General features: G+C 42.4%; 18 protein-coding genes and 1 pseudogene. 9 read left to right on the top strand and 10 right to left on the bottom strand.

What is annotated here, in order from left to right; all coding sequences use genetic code 11:
• Positions 1–12: 12 nt before the first annotated feature.
• From sspA to OE749_RS02305, 4 genes and pseudogenes are all read left to right on the top strand, one after another.
• Positions 13–645: a stringent starvation protein SspA gene (gene sspA / locus OE749_RS02320; protein WP_263710728.1), complete on the top strand. Its 633-nt coding sequence runs from the start codon at positions 13–15 to the stop codon at positions 643–645.
• A 24-nt stretch (positions 646–669) separates the two neighbouring features.
• Complete coding sequence (locus OE749_RS02315; RefSeq protein WP_404828115.1) at positions 670–1,173, top strand: ClpXP protease specificity-enhancing factor; 504 nt, start codon at positions 670–672, stop codon at positions 1,171–1,173.
• 205 nt (positions 1,174–1,378) lie between these two features.
• Positions 1,379–2,233 (top strand): DUF2989 domain-containing protein, encoded by an 855-nt coding sequence (locus tag OE749_RS02310; RefSeq protein WP_263710726.1) that lies wholly within the window; start codon positions 1,379–1,381, stop codon positions 2,231–2,233.
• 551 nt (positions 2,234–2,784) lie between these two features.
• A pseudogene (locus OE749_RS02305) lies at positions 2,785–3,878 on the top strand (IS3 family transposase).
• A 518-nt stretch (positions 3,879–4,396) separates the two neighbouring features.
• Here the strand turns inward: OE749_RS02305 and OE749_RS02300 are convergent.
• From OE749_RS02300 to OE749_RS02275, 6 genes are all read right to left on the bottom strand, one after another.
• Complete coding sequence (locus OE749_RS02300; protein WP_263710725.1) at positions 4,397–6,388, bottom strand: hypothetical protein; 1,992 nt, start codon at positions 6,386–6,388, stop codon at positions 4,397–4,399.
• 59 nt (positions 6,389–6,447) lie between these two features.
• Positions 6,448–7,002: a hypothetical protein gene (locus OE749_RS02295; RefSeq protein WP_263710724.1), complete on the bottom strand. Its 555-nt coding sequence runs from the start codon at positions 7,000–7,002 to the stop codon at positions 6,448–6,450.
• 420 nt (positions 7,003–7,422) lie between these two features.
• Positions 7,423–8,004, bottom strand: a complete 582-nt coding sequence (locus tag OE749_RS02290; protein ID WP_263710723.1) for a BON domain-containing protein — start codon at positions 8,002–8,004, stop codon at positions 7,423–7,425.
• Positions 8,005–8,015: 11 nt separating this feature from the next.
• Positions 8,016–8,612, bottom strand: coding sequence for a phosphoheptose isomerase (locus OE749_RS02285; protein WP_263710722.1), 597 nt, complete (start codon positions 8,610–8,612; stop codon positions 8,016–8,018).
• Between the two features lie 27 nt (positions 8,613–8,639).
• The gene (locus OE749_RS02280; RefSeq protein ID WP_263710721.1) at positions 8,640–8,999 is read right to left on the bottom strand and encodes a YraN family protein; all 360 of its coding nucleotides are present in this window, start codon (positions 8,997–8,999) and stop codon (positions 8,640–8,642) included.
• Positions 8,986–10,917: a penicillin-binding protein activator gene (locus OE749_RS02275; protein WP_263710720.1), complete on the bottom strand. Its 1,932-nt coding sequence runs from the start codon at positions 10,915–10,917 to the stop codon at positions 8,986–8,988. The genes OE749_RS02280 and OE749_RS02275 overlap by 14 nt, the downstream gene beginning before the upstream one ends.
• Positions 10,918–10,994: 77 nt before the next feature.
• Between OE749_RS02275 and rsmI the strand changes: the two genes are divergently transcribed.
• From rsmI to OE749_RS02260, 3 genes are all read left to right on the top strand, one after another.
• Positions 10,995–11,840 carry a 16S rRNA (cytidine(1402)-2'-O)-methyltransferase gene (rsmI, locus tag OE749_RS02270; RefSeq protein WP_263710719.1) on the top strand — a complete coding sequence of 282 codons (846 nt, stop codon included), beginning with the start codon at positions 10,995–10,997 and terminating at the stop codon, positions 11,838–11,840.
• A gap of 105 nt (positions 11,841–11,945) precedes the next feature.
• A complete protein-coding gene (locus tag OE749_RS02265) occupies positions 11,946–12,854 on the top strand; it encodes a helix-turn-helix domain-containing protein (RefSeq protein ID WP_263710718.1) in 909 nt (302 codons plus the stop codon).
• A 35-nt stretch (positions 12,855–12,889) separates the two neighbouring features.
• Entirely contained in the window at positions 12,890–14,278 is a 1,389-nt protein-coding gene (locus OE749_RS02260) for a serine hydrolase domain-containing protein (protein ID WP_263710717.1), read from the top strand.
• 101 nt (positions 14,279–14,379) lie between these two features.
• Here the strand turns inward: OE749_RS02260 and nspC are convergent, their stop codons facing one another.
• From nspC to aceK, 4 genes are all read right to left on the bottom strand, one after another.
• Positions 14,380–15,507 (bottom strand): carboxynorspermidine decarboxylase, encoded by a 1,128-nt coding sequence (gene nspC / locus OE749_RS02255; protein WP_263710975.1) that lies wholly within the window; start codon positions 15,505–15,507, stop codon positions 14,380–14,382.
• Positions 15,508–15,585: 78 nt separating this feature from the next.
• A complete protein-coding gene (locus OE749_RS02250; protein WP_263710716.1) occupies positions 15,586–16,788 on the bottom strand; it encodes a saccharopine dehydrogenase family protein in 1,203 nt (400 codons plus the stop codon).
• Between the two features lie 224 nt (positions 16,789–17,012).
• Complete coding sequence (locus OE749_RS02245) at positions 17,013–17,912, bottom strand: 1-aminocyclopropane-1-carboxylate deaminase/D-cysteine desulfhydrase (protein WP_263710715.1); 900 nt, start codon at positions 17,910–17,912, stop codon at positions 17,013–17,015.
• A gap of 2 nt (positions 17,913–17,914) precedes the next feature.
• Positions 17,915–19,690 (bottom strand): bifunctional isocitrate dehydrogenase kinase/phosphatase, encoded by a 1,776-nt coding sequence (gene aceK / locus OE749_RS02240; protein ID WP_263710714.1) that lies wholly within the window; start codon positions 19,688–19,690, stop codon positions 17,915–17,917.
• A 161-nt stretch (positions 19,691–19,851) separates the two neighbouring features.
• Between aceK and OE749_RS02235 the strand changes: the two genes are divergently transcribed.
• A complete protein-coding gene (locus OE749_RS02235) occupies positions 19,852–20,217 on the top strand; it encodes a response regulator (RefSeq protein WP_263710713.1) in 366 nt (121 codons plus the stop codon).
• 731 nt (positions 20,218–20,948) lie between these two features.
• Entirely contained in the window at positions 20,949–23,411 is a 2,463-nt protein-coding gene (gene thrA, locus OE749_RS02230) for a bifunctional aspartate kinase/homoserine dehydrogenase I (RefSeq protein WP_263710712.1), read from the top strand.
• Position 23,412 lies beyond the last annotated feature (1 nt).

The following is a 23,412-nucleotide window of genomic DNA, read 5'->3' as shown; positions in this document are numbered from 1 at the left end:
GGAGGATAGTTAATGGCTGTAGCCGCAAATAAACGCTCTATCATGACTCTGTTTTCGGACACGTCAGACATTTATAGTCACCAAGTAAGAATTGTTCTTGCTGAGAAAGGGGTAGGCGTAGAAATCAGCTACACAGATCCAAATAACCTGCCTGAAGATCTGATTGATCTTAATCCTTATGGTACGGTACCTACATTGGTTGATCGTGAGTTGGTATTGTACAACTCTCATATCATTATGGAATATTTGGATGAGCGCTTTCCGCATCCTCCATTGATGCCTGTTTATCCGGTTTCTCGTGGTCAGAGTCGTTTGATGATGCATCGTATCCAAAATGACTGGTACGTGTTAGCAGAAAAAGTACTTAAGAAAGAAGGTGACGTTGACACTGCGCGCTCAGAATTACGTGAAGGGCTGTTGAGCATTGCACCACTTTTTGCTGAAACACCATATTTTATGAGTGAAGAGTTTAGCTTAGTTGATTGTTACTTGGCACCGCTACTTTGGCGTTTGCCGTTGCTAGGTATCGAGTTAACAGGCAATGGTAGCAAAGAAATTCATGGTTACATGAGCCGAATTTTTGATCGAAACTCTTTCAAAGCGTCATTGACTGACCAAGAAAGAGAGATTCGAGATCCATTGTAAGATTGCGCCATGTCCTCATTTAAAATGACATCAAATCAACCTTATCTACTGCGTGCTTTTTATGAGTGGATCGTTGATAACGACCTAACGCCCTATATTGTTGTAGATGCAACGATATCTGGCACGCTCGTCCCTCAAGAGCATGTGAAAGACGGTCAAATCGTCTTAAACATCTCTACAGGCGCGTGCGTAAAGTTGAATATGGGGAATGTGGACATCACGTTTGAAGCCCGATTTGGTGGTGTAGCCCGTTCACTTTGCGTTCCATATCGCGCAGTACTTGCTATTTACGCGCGTGAGAATGGTGCTGGTACGGTATTTACGCCGGAAGATTATGATGAGGCCGAGGGTACGATTGATGCGTTGCCCGAGACCTCGTCGGAGACTTCATCCGAGACTTCATCCGAGACTTCGCCCAAGGCATCATCTGAGACTTCGTCGGGGGTTAACATCACTTCTGAAACATCGGCACCTGAAGGAGCGCCTCCACGTCCTAAAGGAAAACCGACCCTTAAGATTGTAAAATAAAAAGACGCTTCGGCGTCTTTTTTCTGCCAGTCCTATAATATTTGCTCTATCTAACAAACGCTTTTGTGGACCCGTCTACGATGCCCTCTTGCCAGAATAGAAAAAAGGTGGCTCTGAGTATTGTCTACGAAACAAGCTTCAATCTTAATTAGTTCTGATATACTTTTGAAGATTCCTGAATATATCGCTGTCAAGATTGAGGATTATGGATTTAATTAAGCAAAAATCAGTGGTAAACCCACTGCTCATATTGATTAGTTTGCTAGTGCTTTTACAAGGCTGTGAAAAGCAACCTGTGTCAGAAAGCTCTATCTGGACAATCTGTGATGAATATGGCGATATTTGCGACTCTACCCATTCTGGTGCGCTATGCACTATTCCACGTAGTGACACGATTAAAGCTTTAGCTATTCATAGAGAGAAACAGTCATCCTTAAGTGCTTACGAAGCGCTATCTACGCTTGATAAATATAAAGTCTGTTTAGAGGATGCGTATATTTCTGAGAATATTCGGCGCAAAAAAGATAAGCAGTCGCAGATGCAAACCATCGTCAATATTCCCGAAATGCAGAAGCAGATCATCAAAGAAACAAATGGAATTGTAAGACCTGAAGTTAATCTTTGGTTATGGAAGAAGACCCAGAAGCGTGATTATCTGGAGTCAATGATGAACGGTGTAGATATGGTGAAGCAGGTCCATACCGATGTGTTTGTAGCGTTGATGATGGAGTTTGCAGCTGAAAGTCCAGAAAGGGCGAGAACTTACGCGAAAAAAGCACTTAAGCGCGCTGACGTGATATCCGATATTCAGCCTAGAGTGTATGAGTTTTATGTTGGGTACTATTTGAATAAAGGCGATAAATTAAAGGCAGCAATTTGGCAAGGGTTATATAGCGCAAGAGATGAGCAGCAAGCCAAAATCAATGCCGACTACTTTAAGCTCTATCAAAACATGTCGGACAGAGAGATTAATAAAGCTCAAAAAGAGGTGGATTCGTTGCTCTTTGATGCAAAATGGCTGAGCCGAGATATGTCGGCATTTCCTAAAAAGCTTATTTAACTACTACAAACCACTTTTATTGACCCTGTAACAGATTCGGTGTATCTGCCAGTGTTAAACATGAGCGGTGAGCCGTTTTTCAAATTCAATCATAAAACGGCTCATCGCTTGTCGCCAGTTCATATAGGTATTGCAATTTTTTTTGACGCACTTCAAATAACATGGTTAATCAGCTTTTTATTTACGGCATCAAAGGTGTATAGCTTACGTTTTATTGTGGGTTGCGAATCTCACTGTTAGGTTTTCTATGGCTTAGGCGATGTGAATTTCCTCGCGATATAGGATTAAGGTATTAATGTTATCTCTATCCGCTTGTAATTATTTGCTGGTTTTTAATTACTGGTCTCCCTGAACTGAGAAAAATGGCAAGGATTAAATAGTTAGGGGAGCTTTAAGGTTGCCTTGCAGCCTATCTTATGAAAGAATTCCAGTTAGTTGCGCATGTGGTGGCATAGTTGATTTGACCACCTGATTAGAGCTGTTATTATGGCAGCAAAGCAAAATTTAGATGCCGAATTGGCAAAGAAGAAAGGCTCCAATTTCACTCCTGAATTCAGAACGCTTTCCTTGAGACTGCACAATTAGTTGCTGATCAAGGTTACAGCAATAAAGAAGCATCTGTAGCAATGGGTGTCGGCTATTCCACGATTGGAAAGTGGGTAAAGCAGTTATGTGAAGAACGTGCAGGAAAGACGCCGCATGCTTCTCCAATGACAGTTGAACAACGAGAGATACGTGATTTAGAGAAACAAATCGTACGACTTGAACAATAAATGGACACTTTAAAAAGGCTTCCGCTCTATTGATGTTGGACTCTATGAAACACTCGTGTTAAGCAGAGATACTGAGTCAGAGTAGTAAAAACCAACACTCTGTTAGGTACTGGATGTCATCGAAGCACATACAAATACTGGCAAAAACAAGATAAGTGGCCATCTTCAGAAGCCCTCAGACTTCGCAGTTTGGTGCAAGAGGCGCATCGCCAGAATAACGTCTCCGCAGGAGCCAGAGCGGTGGCGGATATTGTTACGAACGACGAATCGCATGATATTACCTTGTCTCAAAATTGCGTAGGGCGGTTGATGAGAATTTTGAAGCTTGTTAGTTGCCAGCTGCCAAAATGTGCCATATAAAATGGCTACACAAGAGCATGTCGCTATTCCGAGCTTGCTGGATTGACAATTTCGTCGTAACGGCACCGAATCAGGTATGGTGTGGCGATGTACGCTTTACTTTGACGAGCGATCGCTGGGCCTATCTGGCAGCTGTGATTGATTTTTTTGTTCGTAAACCAGTCGGTTGGACAATGAGTTATTCGCCTGACAGCAATTTGACCTGTTAGGCTCTCACAATGGTATTTGAATATCGTGGCCAGCCTAAGAACGTAATGTTTCACAGCGACTAGGGCAGTCACTATACCATTCGCAAATTCTGGCAATTGATATGGCGCTATAGAATTACCCAAAGCATGAGTCGGCGTGGAAACTGTTGGGGTAACAGCCTTATGGGGTTGTTCTTTAGAAGCCTGAAAACAGAATGGGTACCAACAATAAGCTACCGTAACTTTACCGACGCCAAACAACGTTTCGGTGATTATATTCTTGTTTATTAAAATTGGCTAAGGCCGCATTCATACAATGGTTGATTAGCACCTAATGAATCTCAAAGTCGATACTGGACTAACTATAAACTTGTAGCCCAAAAAGACTTGAGCACTACAGCATCTATAAAAGGCCCATGTGGCACTGGCGGCGTACCCCACAAAAATTACCGGTTGTTGCGCAAATTCAAAAGGCTGATGTCTAATTGGGAAGTGAACAAGAGGTTAGGGGGTGCTTCACATTTAGTCAGTTTTTATATCACTGCATCCCATATACAGGAGATGCAGTGATAGACTGTCTCAAAGATCAATTAGAGCCTCAAAATAGAGTGTATTGAAGTTATTCTGAATTCTTTTCAATATTGACGTTTAATTTTCTTATTTGGATTCTCTGTTTAATGGTCTGTTCGTGAGTGTATGCTAGTAAAATACTCAGTATAATAGTTGGTAGGCTCAAATCTACAAATCCGACTAGCACAAAAAGTAATGAACCCACAGCTACATATTCTATTAAGTCTCGCCTAGAAAAATCCTTGAAGTACATAGTCACTCTCCTTAAAAATCTAATAAATTAACTCTGGGAAGTAGTTGCTGATATATTGATATGAAATAGGATCTATAGATTTCATTTCTTCAACCATCTTATAGTGGCTGTGATTAACTGGGTTTCCAGCAAAAAGTAATACCTCTATATATTCAGGCTCTGAGAAAGATATATTGAAATTATCCAACACTATTAGTAACGGGTCGAAACCCAATTCAATCTTTGGTACGCTCACCCCATTTGAAAGTAAAAACTTTAGCATCTCTAAGGATTCTACGCTTACGGCAAAGGTAATAGGTTCAAACAATGGAGCTTGAGAAAAACCCAAATTTAAGCCATGTTCCAAAAGAGCTTCTGCTGCTTTGACATTATTTGTAGCTATTAGAATGCGGTTTGAATCTAGAGGTAAAGTTGCTCCCTTTTCAAGAAGATCGAGCATAACTTCTATCGGCGCTTTATGTGACAAAGCTATATAAATTAACGTGTCATAAGCCGTATTGTCCTCGAGGCCGCTATTATTAAGCAGTTGGATAGCCTCAGACCATAAACCTTTTTGGGCAAGTTTGATTGCCTCTTCTATAATATAGCTTAACGCTTTAAGCTCATCGTTTTCTTCAATCTCTTTCTCTATGCCCTCTACTAATTTTTTACGTACAGTTTTTCTGTATTGGTGAACCGCTCGTTTTCCTTCTAAATCTCCAAGAGCGGATAAAGTTTGTTCTATTATCTTGGAGTCATCATATTTCAGCTCAGCTTCAAATATCTCTGAACTAAAATCTTTATTTGTATATAAGTTTGCATGTTTTTCTACTATGTTGGGTTTCGATTTGTAATTTGAAAATACATACTCGGCTAATCTTTTTCCTAATGGTTCAAAACATTTATTTTTTGTATCAAACTTTGGTAAAAGCGTATTAACTAAATAACTAAATACATCATTTTTTATTTCATGAGACTGAATGATCTGCTTCTCATCAAGAACACTATCCAGACTATCAATTATAGTGATATTCTTCAAGTCAAATTCTGAAAAATTATATTTAGTAATAAGTCGAGTATATTCGTTAAATGAAAACGTCTCGCTAAGTGACTCCCTAAGAATGTTTTTGATTTCATTTGGTGGATATATTTCTTCCAAACTGGTTAATAATTTTAAATTAAATATGTCAGGAGTAAGTGAGCTGCCGTAATTTTTCCAAAATATCGTATTTTCATAACTTCCTGATTTTAGAGCGACTGTTGCAAGAGATTCATACACTAAATTATCAGTAAAAATAAAATTTGCGTCTACGGTACTTGCGTTATATAGTTTTTCTAAATGTAACTTTGGTAAATTGTTTGATGTGGCAACTTTTAGATCAAACTCGGTAATATCGAAGTTTAAATCAATAAGGATATCTATATCAAATTCGGCTGATGAATGATATCTTTCTATAATATAGCTGAGTAGGGTTTTAAGTTTTCCATTTGAAAGGTAGAGAGCATTTTTCTCTAAAGATTTCTTTTTTATTTCGCTCGTTAAGCTTTTGAGTGAGGCGTTATTAAATTTCTGGTTTAGTAAATACATACTTTTGGGAGTAGCTGTGGGCAAACGATTACTGAGTGTTTGGAAGTTTGAGAATAATTTCACATTATCGTATCGAATTGCACGAGATTTATTTACTCCTACTCCACTTAATAAAGACGAAAAATCTATTACTTTATCATCTCCATATTTTATATAGTTAGAGACTATTATTTCAATAATTGCATTTGTGACTTCATTAATTTTACCCTTAGATATTGAAAGTTTATAAAGATATTTTTCGCAAAAATAATCGTTTTTATCGATGTCATTGTTTATTGGTAGGTTTGATAAAGGTTCAAAAAAATACTGTTCATCAATTGTAGTAGCTTTACCAACCGTAAGAGCTTTATCATCTAGTTTTTTTTGGCTGGTCGGCGTATTGTATAGATGATGAAAGATACCAATAAAAACCAAGATCATAAGAATTAAAATATACTTTTTCATATACTTTCCATGCTTAAGTGGCTACGCATAATATACGAGCCACCTTTTATAACTAAAGGTTAACACCTTCCCTGTGCATCGGCGACTTCGCCTAAACAGTAATTTTGGTTATCAGTACTGGCTTCTCTGCGGGTATATCCGCAAGCTGCAACGGCCGATACTCTAAGAGCATTACTGGGAAGGAAAGCGGCTAGGCCCGCACACACTTCAAAAGCAACGATTGATGCATTCTCTCGTTTACTATAGCAAGGTCCATATAGATCTTGTGCTGTTTCTAGACATTTCTCCCTCTGCCTCTCCGCTGAACCTAATCCAGGTCCGCCTGAACTTACTCCAATTCCTCCTGATCCCTGAGAACCTCCGACAACAACAACAGGTAAATATACTGGGCCCGTAGAAGGAGGTCGCTGACCAATAACCGTTATATGTTCATAGTAGCTCTCCACCTCTTCGCATATAGCCTCATCATAGCTTGAACTTCCTGTATCACAGTACTCTAACTCATCATTTATTGCGTAAGAGTTGGATGGAAAAAGACATGAGAAAAATAATGCAAAGAACGTGATAAAAGCTGAGTCGCATTTATTCCATGCTAAGGTTTTTATATTATCCATAATTAATCCAGTTTTTAAAAATTTAATGCCGATGATGCTTCAACGGCGCAGGGAATTTATCATTCTTATACTGAAGTTACAAATGTAAAGTTGAGAGTTTTAGATTGTATATGATATATGTTATATTTTTTAAAATACTCTAGATTTGAAATGGTTGAAATAATACACTTGTCAACTTGAAGTGCGTTTTAAAGAAAGGGTGTTAGTTTTCGCCTTAATGTAGTGTCTGATAGAAATTCAATCATTTCTTGAGTAGATGAAAAATCTATTTGATGTGATAATATGCACGAATCGATTCACTTGAAAAATTAGATTATCTACAGAGAGTTAATAAAATTTTAACATCTCTGTAGATGGGACATTGCTATAAAATTTGGCTGTCTCAGCTCCGCTTTTTTTGCCGCATGATTTTCCGCGGCCTCACAAATACTCAAAGGCTTTGACCACTTGGGTGACGCCGTTGATGTTTCTTACTATATCTACCGCTACGTTGGCTTCATTAGATTTAACCAATCCCATGAGAAACACTTCAGAGTCTTCAACTGTGATGCTGATATGCAGACCATCAATGCGCTTATCTGTTAAAAGCTGCGCTCTGACTTTAGATGCCAACCATACATCGTGAGCCGCAGTCGATGGCGCGATTGGATGCCCAATTCTAATCAAATTGTGGGTCTTTTTGATATGAGGTACGGCAGCGGCAATTTTATGCGCTTCGGCTCTCAAAGACTCGGTAGGAGCTTGCCCTGTAAGCAATAATACGCCGTTAAATACCAGCACATTGATATTCGCACCTTCTTCAAGTGCTTTATTTTTAGCTAATCGCGCAATGACTTTTCCGGCAAGGGTTTTGTCATCTAGTTGCGTTCCTACTGTGCGCCGATCGTGGGCAACTGATGCGGCGCCAAGTCCTGCGCCAACCACGACAGCGGCGCAGCCTTGCAGCAGGCCTAAGGCAACAAACAGTGCAATCAGCTTATATTTGCTGAACGTGATTTGCATTATCTTTACCCTTATGCGTCATCTAGATTCTCTGGAAACAGGCTATCGTCGATGCATTCACATAAATTGTGAATAACCAATAGGTGTACTTCTTGGATGCGTGCTGTACGGTTTGATGGTACACGAATTTCGACGTCGTTTGGACCAAGTAACCCTGCCATTTCACCGCCGTCTTTTCCTGTTAATGCCACGATGGTCATATCTCTGCTGAGCGCCGCCTCCATTGCATGGATCACATTACGAGAATTACCACTGGTAGAAATCGCGAGTAAAATATCGCCAGGCTGACCGAGTGCACGAACTTGCTTAGAGAACACTTCATCATAGCTGTAGTCATTTGCAATAGAAGTCAGTGTTGACGTGTCGGTAGTTAACGCCATGGCAGGTAAGCTTGGGCGGTCTCTTTCATAACGGTTAAGCAGCTCTGATGAAAAGTGTTGCGCGTCGCCGGCTGAACCGCCATTGCCACAAGAGAGAATCTTGTTACCGCGAATCAGTGCGGCTACCATCATTTGTGCAGCGCTATCTATCGCTTCAGGAAGGATTTCACTGGCTGCAATTTTTGTTTGAATACTTTCTGTAAAGTTGGCTTTGATTTGTTCTATCATAACTATCTCATAATATGTAATGTCTGGCTAAACGCACTTAAACCATGACAGCTGGTCTTTGTTAATGGCAACCACATCAATTCTAAATGGTACATGAGCCGGATTGATATGCTTGCTATGCAAAAAGTGAAGAACCGCTTTCTCAAACTTACGGCGCTTATTCGCGTGAAAGTATTCTTCGGCACGACCATGTTGCTGATTATGCCTGAATTTTACCTCAACAAAGACCCATTCTGCACCATCCTGCATGATTAAATCTATTTCACCTTGCCGACACAGATAATTTTTCTGGATGAAGTTGAGTCCTTGTCCTTCCAAATAACGCCTTGCAGACGATTCTGCCGCATAGCCTCGTAGTTTCGACCATAATCCTTTAGTCGCTGGCAATCCTTTGCACCTCGTTATTGTTTATTTGTGCATAAGGGAGTGTTCGATAAATCACTCCCTGCGGGTTTATTTTGAGCTCTCCGGTTAATCCCTGAATTGATTGATTGGGGGTAAGTCGGAGATGATGTAAATAGGGGCTGATCGTGTAAGCATCATAACCTAAAGCAAACAGCCGCTGTAAGGTATCATTTCGTTGCGGCCACAGAGCTTGCGCTTCTTGCTGTAAATCTGACCAGCGGTGAGAGGGTAACATCCAGGGCATATCAGTAAAAGTCAGGTTTTTGAGATCTCTGAGGCTATTTTGATTCAATTGTTGGCTATAGCTTCTTGAGGATGCAAAGACAGGAACCACTTTTCTGTTAAACGGGCTAAGGCTAGATTCAATAATTGGGTTTAATAACTCAGTTTGTTTGGGGTCTGCAAATACAATGATGGCGTCAATATCTCTGCGGTTCCTGGGAACCGAATGTAGCTCTTTGCGAACCAAGTTTTCAATTTGCTTAATTCTTGCCTTACTTTGCGCGACGTCGAGTATGGATGTTATACCTTCACGAAGCTGGTCGTTGTCATTAAAATAGGTGACCAACGGAGTAGATTGATCTTTGGTTTCAAAGTGTTTCCATGACGATATAAACGTGTCAGCCATTCGTCGTGCGGTCGCACTATCGTGAGCCACAACTACAGGAAATTTAGCCCCCGTTTTTTTAACCTTTTTTGCCAGTTGAACGGCTTCGTCCTCTGGAGCAAGTGCAAAATAATATTGGCTATTAGTAGACAAAGGTTGGGCAACGTTTGGATGAGTTTCCGTGGTATCTAAAGCGTTATTTTCATTGAATGTGATGTTAGATCTAGAGGGTATCTCTGTGTCTATTCTGTTCAGGGCAAGCAGGGTCACCTCGCTTGTTAAACTAGGAAGCACTCGGCGAATATTTTCCTTTAATAATGGGCCAATAATGACAGACGAATTAGCTATCAGTTCGGATGAGTTTTCTTCATCGTATGTGTTTGTATCGACAAAAGTAAGCACCGGTAGCGTAGCGACATTTACATTTGAAGATGCGTCTTGAAAATACGCAGCCATGATCCCCTCTTTTATTGCTTGCCCTTGCTGGCTCAAGCGACCCGTTAGCGGCAATAGAATGCTGATTCTAGATGTGTCGACAGTTGGGGTCTCGAGCAATTTAGCTAATACGGGAGGAGGATTGGTTGCCAATGGGTGTTGGAGGTGCCGATTTTGCCAATCGTTTATGGCTGCCTGTAAGTGGACTGGGTTCAAGGCATATTGTCTTACGATAATGGCTAACTGCAAATAAGAACGTAAATTACGCGCGCGCAGAGAGGCCTCCTCTAAATCAGCTAACGAAAGTTGTAATAATGCATTCCATATATTTATTGCACGTTCGGTGTCGGGTAAGTCACTTTTGTCAAAAGCATTGGCAGCATCTAGCCATGCAGTCTGATGCAGATGAAGACGAGCGTGTAGTGCATTCACTCTTCCCCGATATTCCGAATGCGGTGTCATGTTATCAATGTATGCTGACAATATTTTATAGTCGACAGGAGAGGTACGAATTAAACATTCTGCGAGAATAACAAAGGCATAGGTGCGTTCATCTTTATCAGACATTTCAGGCAACAACGTTGAAATGATCGTTTTTGCTTCTTTGCATTGGCTGTCCTGAGCATATAAATCGGCAGCTTTTAGCAAGAGGAGGTTACGTTGAAGCGTACTCCCAGTTTGCATAAAGGTAACTTCAGCGTCTCGTATTAGGTCTGATGGTGTTTTTGCTGCTTTCACAACTGTCTTTGGTTGTTTTTCTACAGGTTGAGATACGGCTTTGGGTTTAGGTGCAGAGCCACAGGCAACGAGAAAAATGCTTAGTGCTACGATGCCAATCCAGTTAAAAATACTTTTCACAAAAATAATCCCACCTATTTGTATGGCACTAGTTTAAAATGTCACGAAGATTAACTCAAAAAAAGGTACGTCTGATCGTGCAGGACGTTGGAACACTGTATATTGTTGCTACCCCTATTGGCAATCTGGAAGATATTACGCAGCGTGCGTTACGTATTCTTAAAGACGTGGATGTTATAGCGGCAGAAGACACACGGCATAGTCAAAAGCTACTTCAACAATATGAGATTTCTACCAAGCTCATTTCATTACATGATCATAATGAAGCGCAGCGTGGAAAGCAGCTCGTGGAACGCATGCGCAATGGAGAGAATGTCGCACTTATTTCTGATGCGGGAACACCGTTAATTAGCGATCCGGGTTATACCCTTGTTAACTATTGTCGAGACGCTGGAGTGAAGGTCGTACCTATTCCTGGCGCATGTGCAGCCATTACTGCTTTGTGTGCAGCTGGGTTAGCCACCGATAAATTTATATTTGAGGGCTTTTTGCCTGTTAAACAGCAAGCAAAAGAACATGCTTTATCCCGCTTAATCAAGCAAACGGCTACCACTATCTTCTACGAATCGCCAAGGCGTATAGAGGATACCGTGTCTATGATATCTGAGGTGCTAGGCGCTGACAGGCAATTGGTAGTAGCAAAAGAGTTAACCAAGACCTTTGAAACTTTTTATGCCGATGAGGCTCAAAATGTATTGTCGTGGTTGCAACGTGATCCTAACCATCAAAGAGGCGAATTTGTATTGATGGTGGCGGGTGTTGAAAATGAAGAGTCGGACATTCCTGAAGAGGCGGAGTCGTTGCTTCTGCTATTGTGTGACAGTTTGCCTTTAAAAAAGGCAGCAGCGATTGTGGCAACCCACTATACTGTTAAAAAGAACGCGTTGTATCAACGGGGATTAGCTCTGCAAGGTAAAGACTAAAGTACAGTTTTTACCTTTAAGAGAGAATTATGTTTTAAATCAGTATGCTAGCATGTGGTTTTGTTTTACACTGGCGAATGCATAGTCAATAAAAGAACAAAAAGTATGCTGCAAAATTTTGGGGAATGGTCTGCGCAAGTACAGTGGCAGATAGCGTTATTTCTATTACTGGGGCCAGTGATGTTGCTGCTGACCCAGTTTTTGGTTTATGGCCGCTCGGTCAAACATCTACACGGAACTTTATCATTGGTTCCTGCCTTTTTAATTTTAGTTTTGGCTGATAGCCTCACTGAGATCTATTTGTATGCGAGTGTGTTACAAGCTATTTGTGCTTTGATCGCCATACGTTATGTAAGGGCATATCACCGGGCTGCATTCGCACACAACTCTGATGCTGAAGAAACAAAATTAGCGTGGATGTATCCGGCACTGGTTGTCATGATGATATTGTCGTCGCTTTATTTGCTTTTCTTCTTTACAGAATTACGCGCAGACTACGTGTTTCAGTACATTCAGATGATGACGTATATTGGTTGTGTTCTAATGGGTATCAGCATAATTCGCGCTATTTTAGTTAAGCGGCTATATGTTCATCTGGCGGCGGCTGAAAAAGAGGAATATTTGCCTACTTTAGATGTCGACCTTCATAAACGTGAAATGGCTAAGGCGCTGTTTAAACAGATTGAAGATGTAGTTACACGAGAAAAACTCTATCGACGCGCAGATTTAACGGTGTCTGATTTGTCTCCTCATTTACATGTGAGTGAGCGAGATCTGATGCAGGCGATTGCGCAAGAGGCTGGCTTAAACTTTTGTGATTTTATTAATAGTCATCGAGTGTGGGCTATAAAGCGGGCAATTGATAGCGGTTTACTTTCTGCCGAGAAACTTATGGATGCTGCGCGTGATGCAGGCTTCTTCTCTAAGCAAAGCTTTGCAACCGTGTTCAAACGGTTTGTAGGGCGTCGACCAGAAGGGTACGTTGAACAGGCACAAATACGACATAAATCGTAACAACATAACGAGTGGATAGCGCGCTAAGGAAGTCAATGAAAAAGCTGTTATATTTCTCTGTCGCAATCGTATTAGTGTTGTCTTTCGCTTTGTATTACTTTTTGCGAATTCCCCTCTGGAATTTACCTGATGTTGTACGTGTGGCTACCGGACTTGGAGCCAAAATTGCATGCTCGTCTCGGTATATTTCAAACTTCTCACACGAACGTATCATGAATGACCTTGCCAGTTATTCTTCAGCTAATCGTTTAGTAGAGCTGCGCTACGACGATGGCAACAAACGTGTCACAGCAACGCTTTGGGGAATGGGCGAAAAAAACGCGCTATATCGCGATGGTATTGGGTGTACCCTTGAAAATGGCGACGCGCCTCTAAGAGCTCAACCTTTACAACCAGTTGGCGCAGCGGAACAACAGCTAAAACAAGTATGGCCGCAAGGACATGAAGTAACGACTACGTCGAAAACGTGGCAGACGTTAACGGATACCATGCTCCGTAATGACAACATTGCGGGTCGTCATACGCGTGCGCTAATTATTGTCAAAAATGGAAAAATTGTCGCAGAAAGCTACGGAAAAGGTATCGACCAAAACACACCGTTACTGGGTTGGTCGATGGGAAAATCCGTAACCGCCATGTTGATAGGTAATCTTGTGATGAATAATCAACTGTCGTTGCGCGATGATCAATTATTTACATCTTGGCTGGAAGATGAGCGAGCAGATGTAAATATTGAAGATTTATTGACCATGACATCAGGTTTAGGGTTTGATGAGACCTACGCCCCGGGTAGCGATGCCACGCATATGTTGTTCCATGCTCCTAGTGCATCTGACGTTGCGATGCGCGCACCACTAGAAAGAGAGCCTGGTAAACACTTTTCGTATTCATCAGGTACCACGAATTTATTGTCGCGTATCATTTACGCCCATACGGGGGGCGACTTATCCGCTAATCTTGCGTACCTTCACCAGACGTTAATTGCGCCACTTAACTTGCGTCATTTGTTATTTGAAGTCGACGCGTCTGGAGTATTTGTAGGTAGTTCTTACATATATGCCACCTCAAGAGATTGGGCAAAGCTCGGTTTGTTGATGTTAAATAACGGCGAAATTAATGGACACCGAGTATATTCACCAGCGTTTGCTCATCAAATGAAAACGCCAAATGCCAGTATCAATGAGCGCCGATATGGCTATCAGGTGTGGCTTAACTCGGGCGGAGAAGCAAAACGCTGGCCGCTGTTGCCAGAGGATGCTTATGCGATGATGGGAAGCCGCTCTCAGATCGTCATGGCCATTCCCTCTGAAGATATGGTGATTGTACGATTAGGTTGGAGTAAACGCCGTTATCCTATTGACACCCAATTCGCGCATTTGATTAAAAAAGGTCGAGAAAAAAGTCTGATGGAGTCAAGCCGCTAAGAGACGCGTATCAATGGCGTGTATTTACCACGATAGGGAAGGTTTAGAGGGAGGGGAATTAAGACTATTCATCCTCCCTCGGTACCATAAATTGAGTTTGATTAAGACAAGCGGCTTTTGAAATCTTGAAAGTTAAATTTGCGAACAACCTCTACTCTGCCATCTTTACGTTTGATTGCAATAGACGGGTGCCCAACACCATTAAAGAACGTAGTTTTAACCATGGTGTAGTGGATCATATCTTCAAAGACAATGCGTTCACCTACTTGTAATTCATGATCGAAGCTATAGACGTCAATAACATCGCCCGCTAAACAAGAATTACCACCAATTTTGTAATCATAGGCTTTGTCACCAGCTTCCCCTGCGTGTCGAATCGCGGGGCGATAAGGCATTTCAAGTACGTCTGGCATGTGTGCCGTTGCTGAAATATCTAATATCGCGATTTTTTCTTTGTTTTCTACAATATCTACCACTTCTGCGATGAGTGGGCCAGTTTGCCAAGCAACGGCTGAACCAGGTTCCATGATCACGCTGAGGTGAGGATGACGCTGCTTGAATGCCTTTAAAGTACCAATCAGATGATCCACATCGTAGCCTTCGCGGGTCATAAGGTGCCCACCACCAAAGTTTATCCACTTAAGGTTGGGTAACCATTTTGCGAATTTTTCTTCTACCGCAGCTATCGTGCGCTCGGCGGCAAAGGAGTCGCATTCGCATAAATTGTGAACATGAAAGCCCTCGATGCCCGATAAATCTTGGCCTTCCAGTGTACTGGCTTTAATACCTAAACGTGAGCCCGGAGCGCTTGGATCGTAAAGCTCTGTTTCAGCTTCACGATGCTCGGGATTAACCCGAATACCAGCGGAAATATTCGCTGCCAATACCTGATCTTTATAGCGTTGCCACTGACTTAAGCTGTTAAATGAAATGTGGTTAACGAGTGGAAGTAAAGCCTCAATATCTTGCGGTTTATACGCTGGTGCGTATGCATGCACTTCTTTGCCCATGCATTCGTGAGCAAGTTGTGCTTCCCAAACGGAACTGGCGGTGCACCCCTTGAGGTACTGGCCAACCAAGTCAAATGTCGACCACATTGCAAAGCCTTTCAGCGCAAGAATAATATCAACGCCAGACTCATTCTGTACGCGCTGCATCAGTTTAAGGTTTTCTTCTAGCTTGCTTTCTTCACATACGTAACATGGGCTAGGTATTTGGGGATCAAACATGGGGTCAGATTGGCTCACAACACTCTCCGTCAACAGGCCAAAAAACATTGTGCGCCGAATGACGCACAATACAGGGGATTACTTTTTAAATGGGCTTTCGTCACATTCCATCACATGCCAAGGCAGCCCGTGCTCGTTGAGCATGTCCATGAATGGGTCTGGATCAAATTGCTCCATATTCCATACACCTGACTTCTTCCACGTGCCGTTAAGCATTAATGCTGCACCAATCATGGCAGGCACACCTGTGGTGTATGATACGGCTTGAGCGCCGACTTCATCGTTACACTTGGCGTGATCGCAATTGTTGTAAATAAAGATGGTTTTTTCTTTGCCATCTTTAATACCCGTAATGTATGTGCCGATACACGTCATGCCTGTATAGCCTTCAGCCAGTGAACCTGGGTTAGGCAATACGGCCTTCAAAAACTCTAGTGGAACGATTTTTTGACCTTGGAATTCAACAGGCTCGATGCTTGTCATGCCTATTCCTTCTAGAACGCGAAGGTGATTAAGATAAGCATCACCGAATGTCATCCAGAAACGTGCGCGCTTCAAGGATGGGAAATGCTTCACTAATGACTCTAGTTCTTCGTGGAACATTAAGTATGATGCACGCTCACCAATGTTTTGATAGTGCAGATCTTCACGTACGCTCAGTGGATCGGTTTCTTTCCACTCGCCATTTTCCCAAAAACGACCGCGCTGGGTAATTTCACGAATGTTAATTTCTGGATTGAAGTTAGTAGCAAACGCTTGGCCATGATCGCCACCGTTACAGTCAACAATATCTAGATAGTGAATTTCGTCAAAATAATGTTTGGCTGCATACGCCGTGTAAACGTTGGTTACGCCCGGATCGAAGCCGCTACCTAATAGCGCCATGATGCCTTTTTCTTGGAAACGCTCTTGATATGCCCACTGCCACGAATATTCAAACTTTGCTTCGTCTTTTGGCTCGTAGTTCGCGGTATCAAGATAATCAACGCCAGTCGCCAAGCATGCGTCCATAATCGGCAGATCTTGATACGGTAGCGCTAAGTTAACGACTAAATCTGGTTTTACGTCGTTGATAAGGGCTTCTACTTGCTTTGCATCGTCAGCATCAACGGCAAACACGCCTTTTACGCGATCTGCGCCGACTTCTTTTTGCAACGCTTCACATTTAGAAACGGTACGGCTCGCCAAATAAATTTCATTAAAATGCTCTGGTAGTCGAGCACATTTTTTTACAGTTACTGTGGCAACACCACCTGCACCAATTATCAACACTCGTGACATATTCGGTTCCTAACTTGTTTGAATTTGTAAAACGGGCGAATGCTATCACCAATCATTTATCACGCAAACATCATTTCGCTATCTTGGCGTAAAATTGTTCACTCATATCAATATGATGGATCGTCAATACCCATGTATATGATTGTGTGAAAGAGAATTCATAGAGGTATGAGTGTAGCAAATTCTGATTTAACCGCGTGATTAACTCGCTGGTTGCTTACGGCTTATTCGGATCTTGCGCCTTGTAATCCACCGGTATGAAGGAGCAGTAAACGGCTACGTATCGGAAAGGTTCCTTGTCCGATTAAATGCTTGGCAGCCGAAATCAATTTGCCACTATACACGGGGTCGGTTGCTATGCCGGTATGTTGTTTGAAGATATTAATATCATCAAGCAACTGCGAAGAGGATTTCGCGTACCCGCCATGATGAAAATCATGGTGAATAGTCCATGAATTATCATGACTGGCTTGCGGGTAGAGTGCAGTGACTAACGTCTCAAGATAGTCTTTACCTTTAAGTACGGCGATACCGTGGATGCGCGTATTCAATGCATGGCTGCCGGCTATCAAGCCAGCCAACGTGCCGCCACTGCCTACAGGTGCAAGTACATAATCATACTGTTGCTGTAGCTCTCTGATAATCTCTTGCGTTCCTTGGATTGCTTGAGCTTGACTTCCCCCTTCTGGAATAATCATTGCGTTTGGAGTTTGTTGTATTAAGGTATTCAAGTAATTTGCGTCATCGCGCAAGCGATAAGTCTTTCGATCAACAAAATGTAACTCTGCTCCCCAAGCAATGCAGTCTTCTAGTGTTGGTGTAAGATGTTGACTGTAATCGCCTCTAATAATCAGTTTACAAGCTAAATTAAGCTGGTGACAGCAGTAGGCAAGGGCGTGAATATGATTCGAATATCCACCACCAAAACTGATGACAGTGTGAATATTACGCTGCTCAATGTCTGACAACGCATATTTAAGCTTACGCCACTTGTTGCCCGAAATAATGGGATGAATACAATCATCTCGTTTCATCCACACATCAACCTTGTTCGGGTTATTCCACGGCCAGGTAATGGATTGCTCTGGTGATGGAAGCTGGAGGCGATTGATCAGCGACTGCATAGTTAGCTGTTGTTTGTTGCTTGGGTTGCGTTCGGATCAACATGGTGTTTCTCTGAATACCATCTTGAGTTAAAGCGTTTACATTCACTGTAAGGACTAAAATGGTGAATTTCCCCTGTGCCTGCTTTTTGCTGGATAGCACGCCAGTAGCCCGGATCCATCAGGTTGGGGTGCAACTGTTTAAGTAATGCCTTTAATTCGCGTTTGCCAACAATGAAGTGCTCGAATTGTTCAGGAAATACATCTTGTGGCGAGACAGACATCACATCTAACGCAAAGGGGTCATCGCTTTTTGGCAGCTCTCTGAATACGCGGTCCTTCATTAGGCAAATTTCATCATAATCATAAAATATAACTCGACCATGACGCGTGATACCAAAATTTTTATGTAGCATATCGCCTGGAAAAATATTCGCTCTGGCAATTTGTTTAATACAAAGGCCCAATTCGTTAATGGCGTTTTCAATCTTTTCAGGGTCGCTCTCTTGCTCCAAATACAAATTGAGCGGCGTCATTTTTCGCTCGATGTACATGTGCTTGATAATCACTTCATCTTCAGTTAGTTCAATACTACTGGCTGCCACTTCAAGTAATTCATCAATTAACGCTTGCGACATACGGTGACGAGGAAGCCTGAAATTAACGTATTCATGCGTATCAGCCATACGTCCGACACGATCCGACATTTTTACTAAGCGATAGCAATCCTTAACGTGTTCTCGCGTGATCTTTTTGCTTTCTGGAAATTCGTCTTTAATGATTTTAAACACAACACCATACGAGGGAAGGTGAAACACGGCCATCACTAAGCCACGTATGCCAGGGGCAGCTTCAAATTGGTCGTCTGAGCTGTCTAAATGAGCAAGGAAGTTGCGATAAAATACTGTTTTGCCGTGTTTATAATGGCCTAGCGATATATACAATTCAAAGTGCTTTTTGTTTGGCAGTAACTCTTGTAAGAATGCGACCACCTCTGCGGGGTATTGCGTGTCAGCCATAAAATAAGAGCGGGCAAATCCAAAAATGACACTCAGGTCGTGACGATGAGTCAATAAAGCATCTACTACTAAGGTTTTGTCGTCGTTGACCAACAATGCAATCACAAATGGCAGGGTTTCTTCCGGCATGCAAATGCGACCAATTAAATACGCGGCTTTGCTTCGAAAGAAAATAGGCTTTAATATTTCGACCGTGTGTACTGCGGCTAATTGCTCTTTACTCAACCTTGCCCTAAGCGCGGTATCAAGGTTTTGCATGTCCCGTTCACGGTTTTCAAAGGGAATATGGAAGCGGTAGATACGAAAAATATCTTCCAACATATTTCTCACTGTCCCAGTGGTATCAAAGCTATTCACGACTTTATTACGGTCTTGTCCGGCAACAAAGCAACGGCTCGGCAAAAGAAACATAAGCGCATCATCCACCACCGTGTGAGTGAAAATTCTGCCAATCACCGAGTTATAAAATGTTTCCGCCAATTCATATTGCGGATGTTGATCCAACAGACCCACATACGCCAATTTAAGGTGCCGCCAAAATTGACTATCTACCTGATGTGGATGAATAATTTGGTAAATTTCAGCGACTACGTCTGACAAGCTTTGATCATACGTTGCAATGCGTTCCTTCACTGCCTGATGCGTAGCCTGCCACTGAGCTTGTTCAAATCTTTCCTGCGCACCTTTAGTAATTCGACCAAACCATCTAAAATTCTTTTCAAATCCCTGAAGAATAAGATAAGCGACTTTTTCTTGAACTGACGTGGTGATTTCTGTCAAAGTATGCATCCGAAGGAATTGTTGGGTTGTGAGGTGTATTTACCACGGTTTTTTCACCATATCCAGCCAACTAATAAGTTTTTGACGTATTATCGCGTCACGTTTTTAAAAAAACGACAACACGACAAAACAATAACAATCAGGAAAAGGAAGGGCAGCACGTGAGTTTTCCAGTGCTTATTTGTGATGATTCAGCCATCGCACAAAAGATGGTGAAGCGAAGTCTTCCCGACGAGCTCGCAACTGAAATAACGCTCGCCAATAATGGTGCAGAGGCAATGCAGTATTTGTTCGAACGTCAGTTCGCGCTGCTGTTTTTAGATCTCACCATGCCAGTCATGGACGGTATCGAAGTGCTCGAGCAAATAAAAAAGCATTCAATCGAAGTGTACACCATCGTTATCTCAGGCGACATCCAGCCAGAAATGCGCCGACGTGTCGCACAGCTAGGAGCGCTTGATTTTATCGCCAAACCCGTAGACAAGCCTCGCTTAGAAGAAGTGCTCGTCAAATTTGGTTTGTACTAACCAAAAAAGGCCAAAGTGTAAATAATCGACATTTACCTGTTGACTTATAGACGTCTATACGGCAGATTGAAGTTATGAAAATGATGAACGGCACCACCAGCATGATGATGATTACCACCCTTACGAGGATGGTCGCTGGCTAGTACCTAACACAAAATAAACGAAAGCCCGCGACTTACACTAGAGATAAGAAGCGGGCTTTTTTTTTGATTTAAAATGGCTGGAGCTCAGCAATACGGCGTTAAACGCTTCACTCACCGTGCTCATGTACTCTACGTACACTGCGCGCGCTTCGAAACCGTTTGCCTTGTCTTGCAATCGCCCAGACATTTTAAATTTATCGATTTTTTAAATAGAAGAAGGATAAAAGAGAAATGGCTGGAGCTCAGCAATACGGCGTTAAACGCTTCACTCACCGTGCTCATGTACTCTACGTACACAGCGCGCGCTTCGAAAGCGTTTGCCTTGTCTTGCAATCGCCCAGATATTTTAAATATACCGACCATTTAGATTAACGATATTTTAAATTTATCGATTTTTTAAATAGAGGAAGGATAAAAGAGAAATGGCTGGAGCTCAGCAATACGGCGTTAAACGCTTCAAGAAACCGTTGCGCTCCGAATCGTTGGCCTAAGGGTAAGTTAACACCTACGACAGAAAGGTGAATGTTTGAGGGAGTGAAAACTCAAACGTCATAATACGAATTGAAATAAGGTTTTTGGGAGAGATTGATGAAGGTGTTAAAGTTTGGGGGCTCGTCCCTTGCCGATGCAGAACGATATCTGCGCGTAAAAGATATCTGTTTAGATGCGCATCACGAATCAGGGGCAGCGGTAGTGCTTTCAGCCCCGAAAGGCGTAACCAACGCACTGAGCTTGCTATGCGACCAAGCGACGCTAGGCCAAGATTATGCGGAGCTTTATGCCAAGCTGACGATGACCCTAAACGGTATTGCTGATGATTTATCAACGCAGCTTAGCGACTTTCGTACAGACTTGGTTAAAGACTTTATCCTTACTACCTTATCAGAGCTTTCTATTAATCTTGAAGGCATGAAAATGCTGAATTGCGCACCGCCTGAAATCGAAGCGCGAATTTTATCAATGGGTGAATACATCAGCGTTACTATTTTTAGTGAGATATTAACTGCACTCGGTCATAAAAATCAGATCATTGACCCAGTCGATTACATTGTGGCTGAAGGGGAGTATCTCGATAGCATTGCTGATGTGACTCAAAGCAAAGCACGTTTTTCTGATAAATCTGATTTCGACGGTAAAATCCTCATCATGCCTGGCTTTGTTGCTGCAAATGAAGTGGGAGAAAAAGTCACATTAGGCCGTAATGGGTCTGATTATTCAGCGGCCATTCTTGCTGCATGCTTAGATGCGCAATGTTGTGAAATCTGGACAGACGTAGACGGTGTGTATAATGCCGATCCTAATCAGGTTGAAGGCGCTGTATTACTCGACAAGTTAACGTACCAAGAAGCCATGGAGTTGTCGTATTTTGGTGCGAAGGTGCTTCACCCTAAAACCATTGGGCCGATAGCTCAGCACCATATTCCTTGCCTCATTCGAAATACATTGAATCCAGCAGCTCCCGGCACTTTGATCAGCAACGAGTCTTCAACGGTATGGACGAATGTTAAAGGTATCTCCCACCTTGATAACATGACCATGTTTAACGTGGCAGGCCCTGGCATGAAAGGCATGGTTGGGATGGCAAGTCGCGTGTTTGAAGTGATGTCAAACGCCAATATTTCAATCAGTTTAATTACCCAGTCTTCGTCTGAGTACAGCATCAGTTTCTGTATTCATAGTAAGGATGCGGAGCGCGCCTTAACCAGTTTACAAGATGCATTCTCTTTGGAACTGGCAAACCACTTACTCGATCCTATCGAAGTGCGTCATGATCTTGCTATCGTAACGCTGGTGGGAGATGGCATGCGTCAATCAAAGGGCTTGGCAGCTAAGTTTTTCAGCTCGCTTGCGCAGGCTCGCGTGAATAACGTGGCGATCGCCCAAGGCTCATCTGAGCGCTCTATCTCTACGGTAATTGAAAGCCACAAGGCGAAAGAAGCAGTAAAGGTGGTGCATCAAAATTTTTTCTCCAATCTGCATTCAATTGATGTCTTTTTGATTGGGTGCGGAACTGTGGGTCAGGAACTCCTTGCTCAAATGCAGCGCCAGCAAGCGCTGTTGCTGGATAAAGGTATTAGCCTGTCTGTGTATGGCATTGCAAATAGTAAACATTTGTTACTTGCTTCTGGCGGTATTGAACTTGCCAATGATTGGCAGACTCAATTAAGTGAAGCGCAGGTGCCTCTGACGCTTAAAGCGCTGTCAGACTTTGTTCAGAGCAACAGTTTGGTTAATCCAGTTATCATTGATTGCACGAGCAGCGAAGAGATTGCAGGCCAATATCAAGATATGATGTCTGCGGGCTTCCATGTCGTAACGCCCAATAAAAAAGCCAATACACGCGACATAGAATATTATCAAACGTTGCGCGAGACGGCGCAGAAAACCAATCGACAGTTCTTGTATGAAACTACTGTCGGTGCGGGATTGCCCGTCATCGATAACTTGCAAAAATTAATTTACGCCGGTGACGAACTATTGCGCTTTGAAGGCATCTTATCGGGATCATTGTCATATGTATTTGGCAAATTAGATGAAGGGTTGTCACTTTCTGAAGCAACGGCATCAGCAAAAGAAAACGGATTTACTGAACCCGATCCACGCGATGACTTAAGTGGAATGGATGTCGCAAGAAAGCTGTTGATTATGGCAAGAGAAGCTGACTTGTCGTTAGAATTATCAGAAATAGACATTGAATCGGTGCTTCCTGCCTCGTTTGACGATAGTGGCGATGTCGCGACATTTATGAATAATCTAAAGCTATTGGATAAAGAGTATGCACAACGGGTTGCGTCTGCGCGTGCGGAAGGTAAAGTGTTACGATATGTTGGCGCGATAGAAAAAGGAAAATGTAACGTGAAAATCAAAGCCGTAGATGCCGATCATCCGTTATACAAAATCAAGGATGGTGAAAATGCGTTAGCCATTCATAGCCATTATTACCAGCCTATTCCTTACGTAATTAGAGGATATGGCGCTGGGGCGGAAGTCACCGCTGCTGGGGTGTTTGCAGATGTGCTGCGCACAATGCCATGGAAGCAGGATATATAGT

This window comes from Fluctibacter corallii (assembly GCF_025751585.1).
GTDB lineage: Bacteria > Pseudomonadota > Gammaproteobacteria > Enterobacterales > Alteromonadaceae > Fluctibacter_A > Fluctibacter_A corallii.
This window is presented reverse-complemented; position numbering and strand designations above follow the sequence as displayed.

Excerpts from the sequence above, each read along its gene's own strand:
- thrA (WP_263710712.1), top strand. The coding sequence starts at position 20,949 with ATGAAGGTGTTAAAGTTTGGGGGCTCGTCCCTTGCCGATGCAGAACGA.
- OE749_RS02285 (WP_263710722.1), bottom strand. The coding sequence starts at position 8,612 with ATGATAGAACAAATCAAAGCCAACTTTACAGAAAGTATTCAAACAAAA.
- nspC (WP_263710975.1), bottom strand. The coding sequence starts at position 15,507 with ATGTTTGATCCCCAAATACCTAGCCCATGTTACGTATGTGAAGAAAGC.
- sspA (WP_263710728.1), top strand. The coding sequence starts at position 13 with ATGGCTGTAGCCGCAAATAAACGCTCTATCATGACTCTGTTTTCGGAC.
- OE749_RS02265 (WP_263710718.1), top strand. The coding sequence starts at position 11,946 with ATGCTGCAAAATTTTGGGGAATGGTCTGCGCAAGTACAGTGGCAGATA.
- OE749_RS02250 (WP_263710716.1), bottom strand. The coding sequence starts at position 16,788 with ATGTCACGAGTGTTGATAATTGGTGCAGGTGGTGTTGCCACAGTAACT.
- OE749_RS02310 (WP_263710726.1), top strand. The coding sequence starts at position 1,379 with ATGGATTTAATTAAGCAAAAATCAGTGGTAAACCCACTGCTCATATTG.
- OE749_RS02300 (WP_263710725.1), bottom strand. The coding sequence starts at position 6,388 with ATGAAAAAGTATATTTTAATTCTTATGATCTTGGTTTTTATTGGTATC.
- OE749_RS02260 (WP_263710717.1), top strand. The coding sequence starts at position 12,890 with ATGAAAAAGCTGTTATATTTCTCTGTCGCAATCGTATTAGTGTTGTCT.
- OE749_RS02315 (WP_404828115.1), top strand. The coding sequence starts at position 670 with ATGACATCAAATCAACCTTATCTACTGCGTGCTTTTTATGAGTGGATC.
- OE749_RS02295 (WP_263710724.1), bottom strand. The coding sequence starts at position 7,002 with ATGGATAATATAAAAACCTTAGCATGGAATAAATGCGACTCAGCTTTT.
- OE749_RS02290 (WP_263710723.1), bottom strand. The coding sequence starts at position 8,004 with ATGCAAATCACGTTCAGCAAATATAAGCTGATTGCACTGTTTGTTGCC.
- OE749_RS02245 (WP_263710715.1), bottom strand. The coding sequence starts at position 17,912 with ATGCAGTCGCTGATCAATCGCCTCCAGCTTCCATCACCAGAGCAATCC.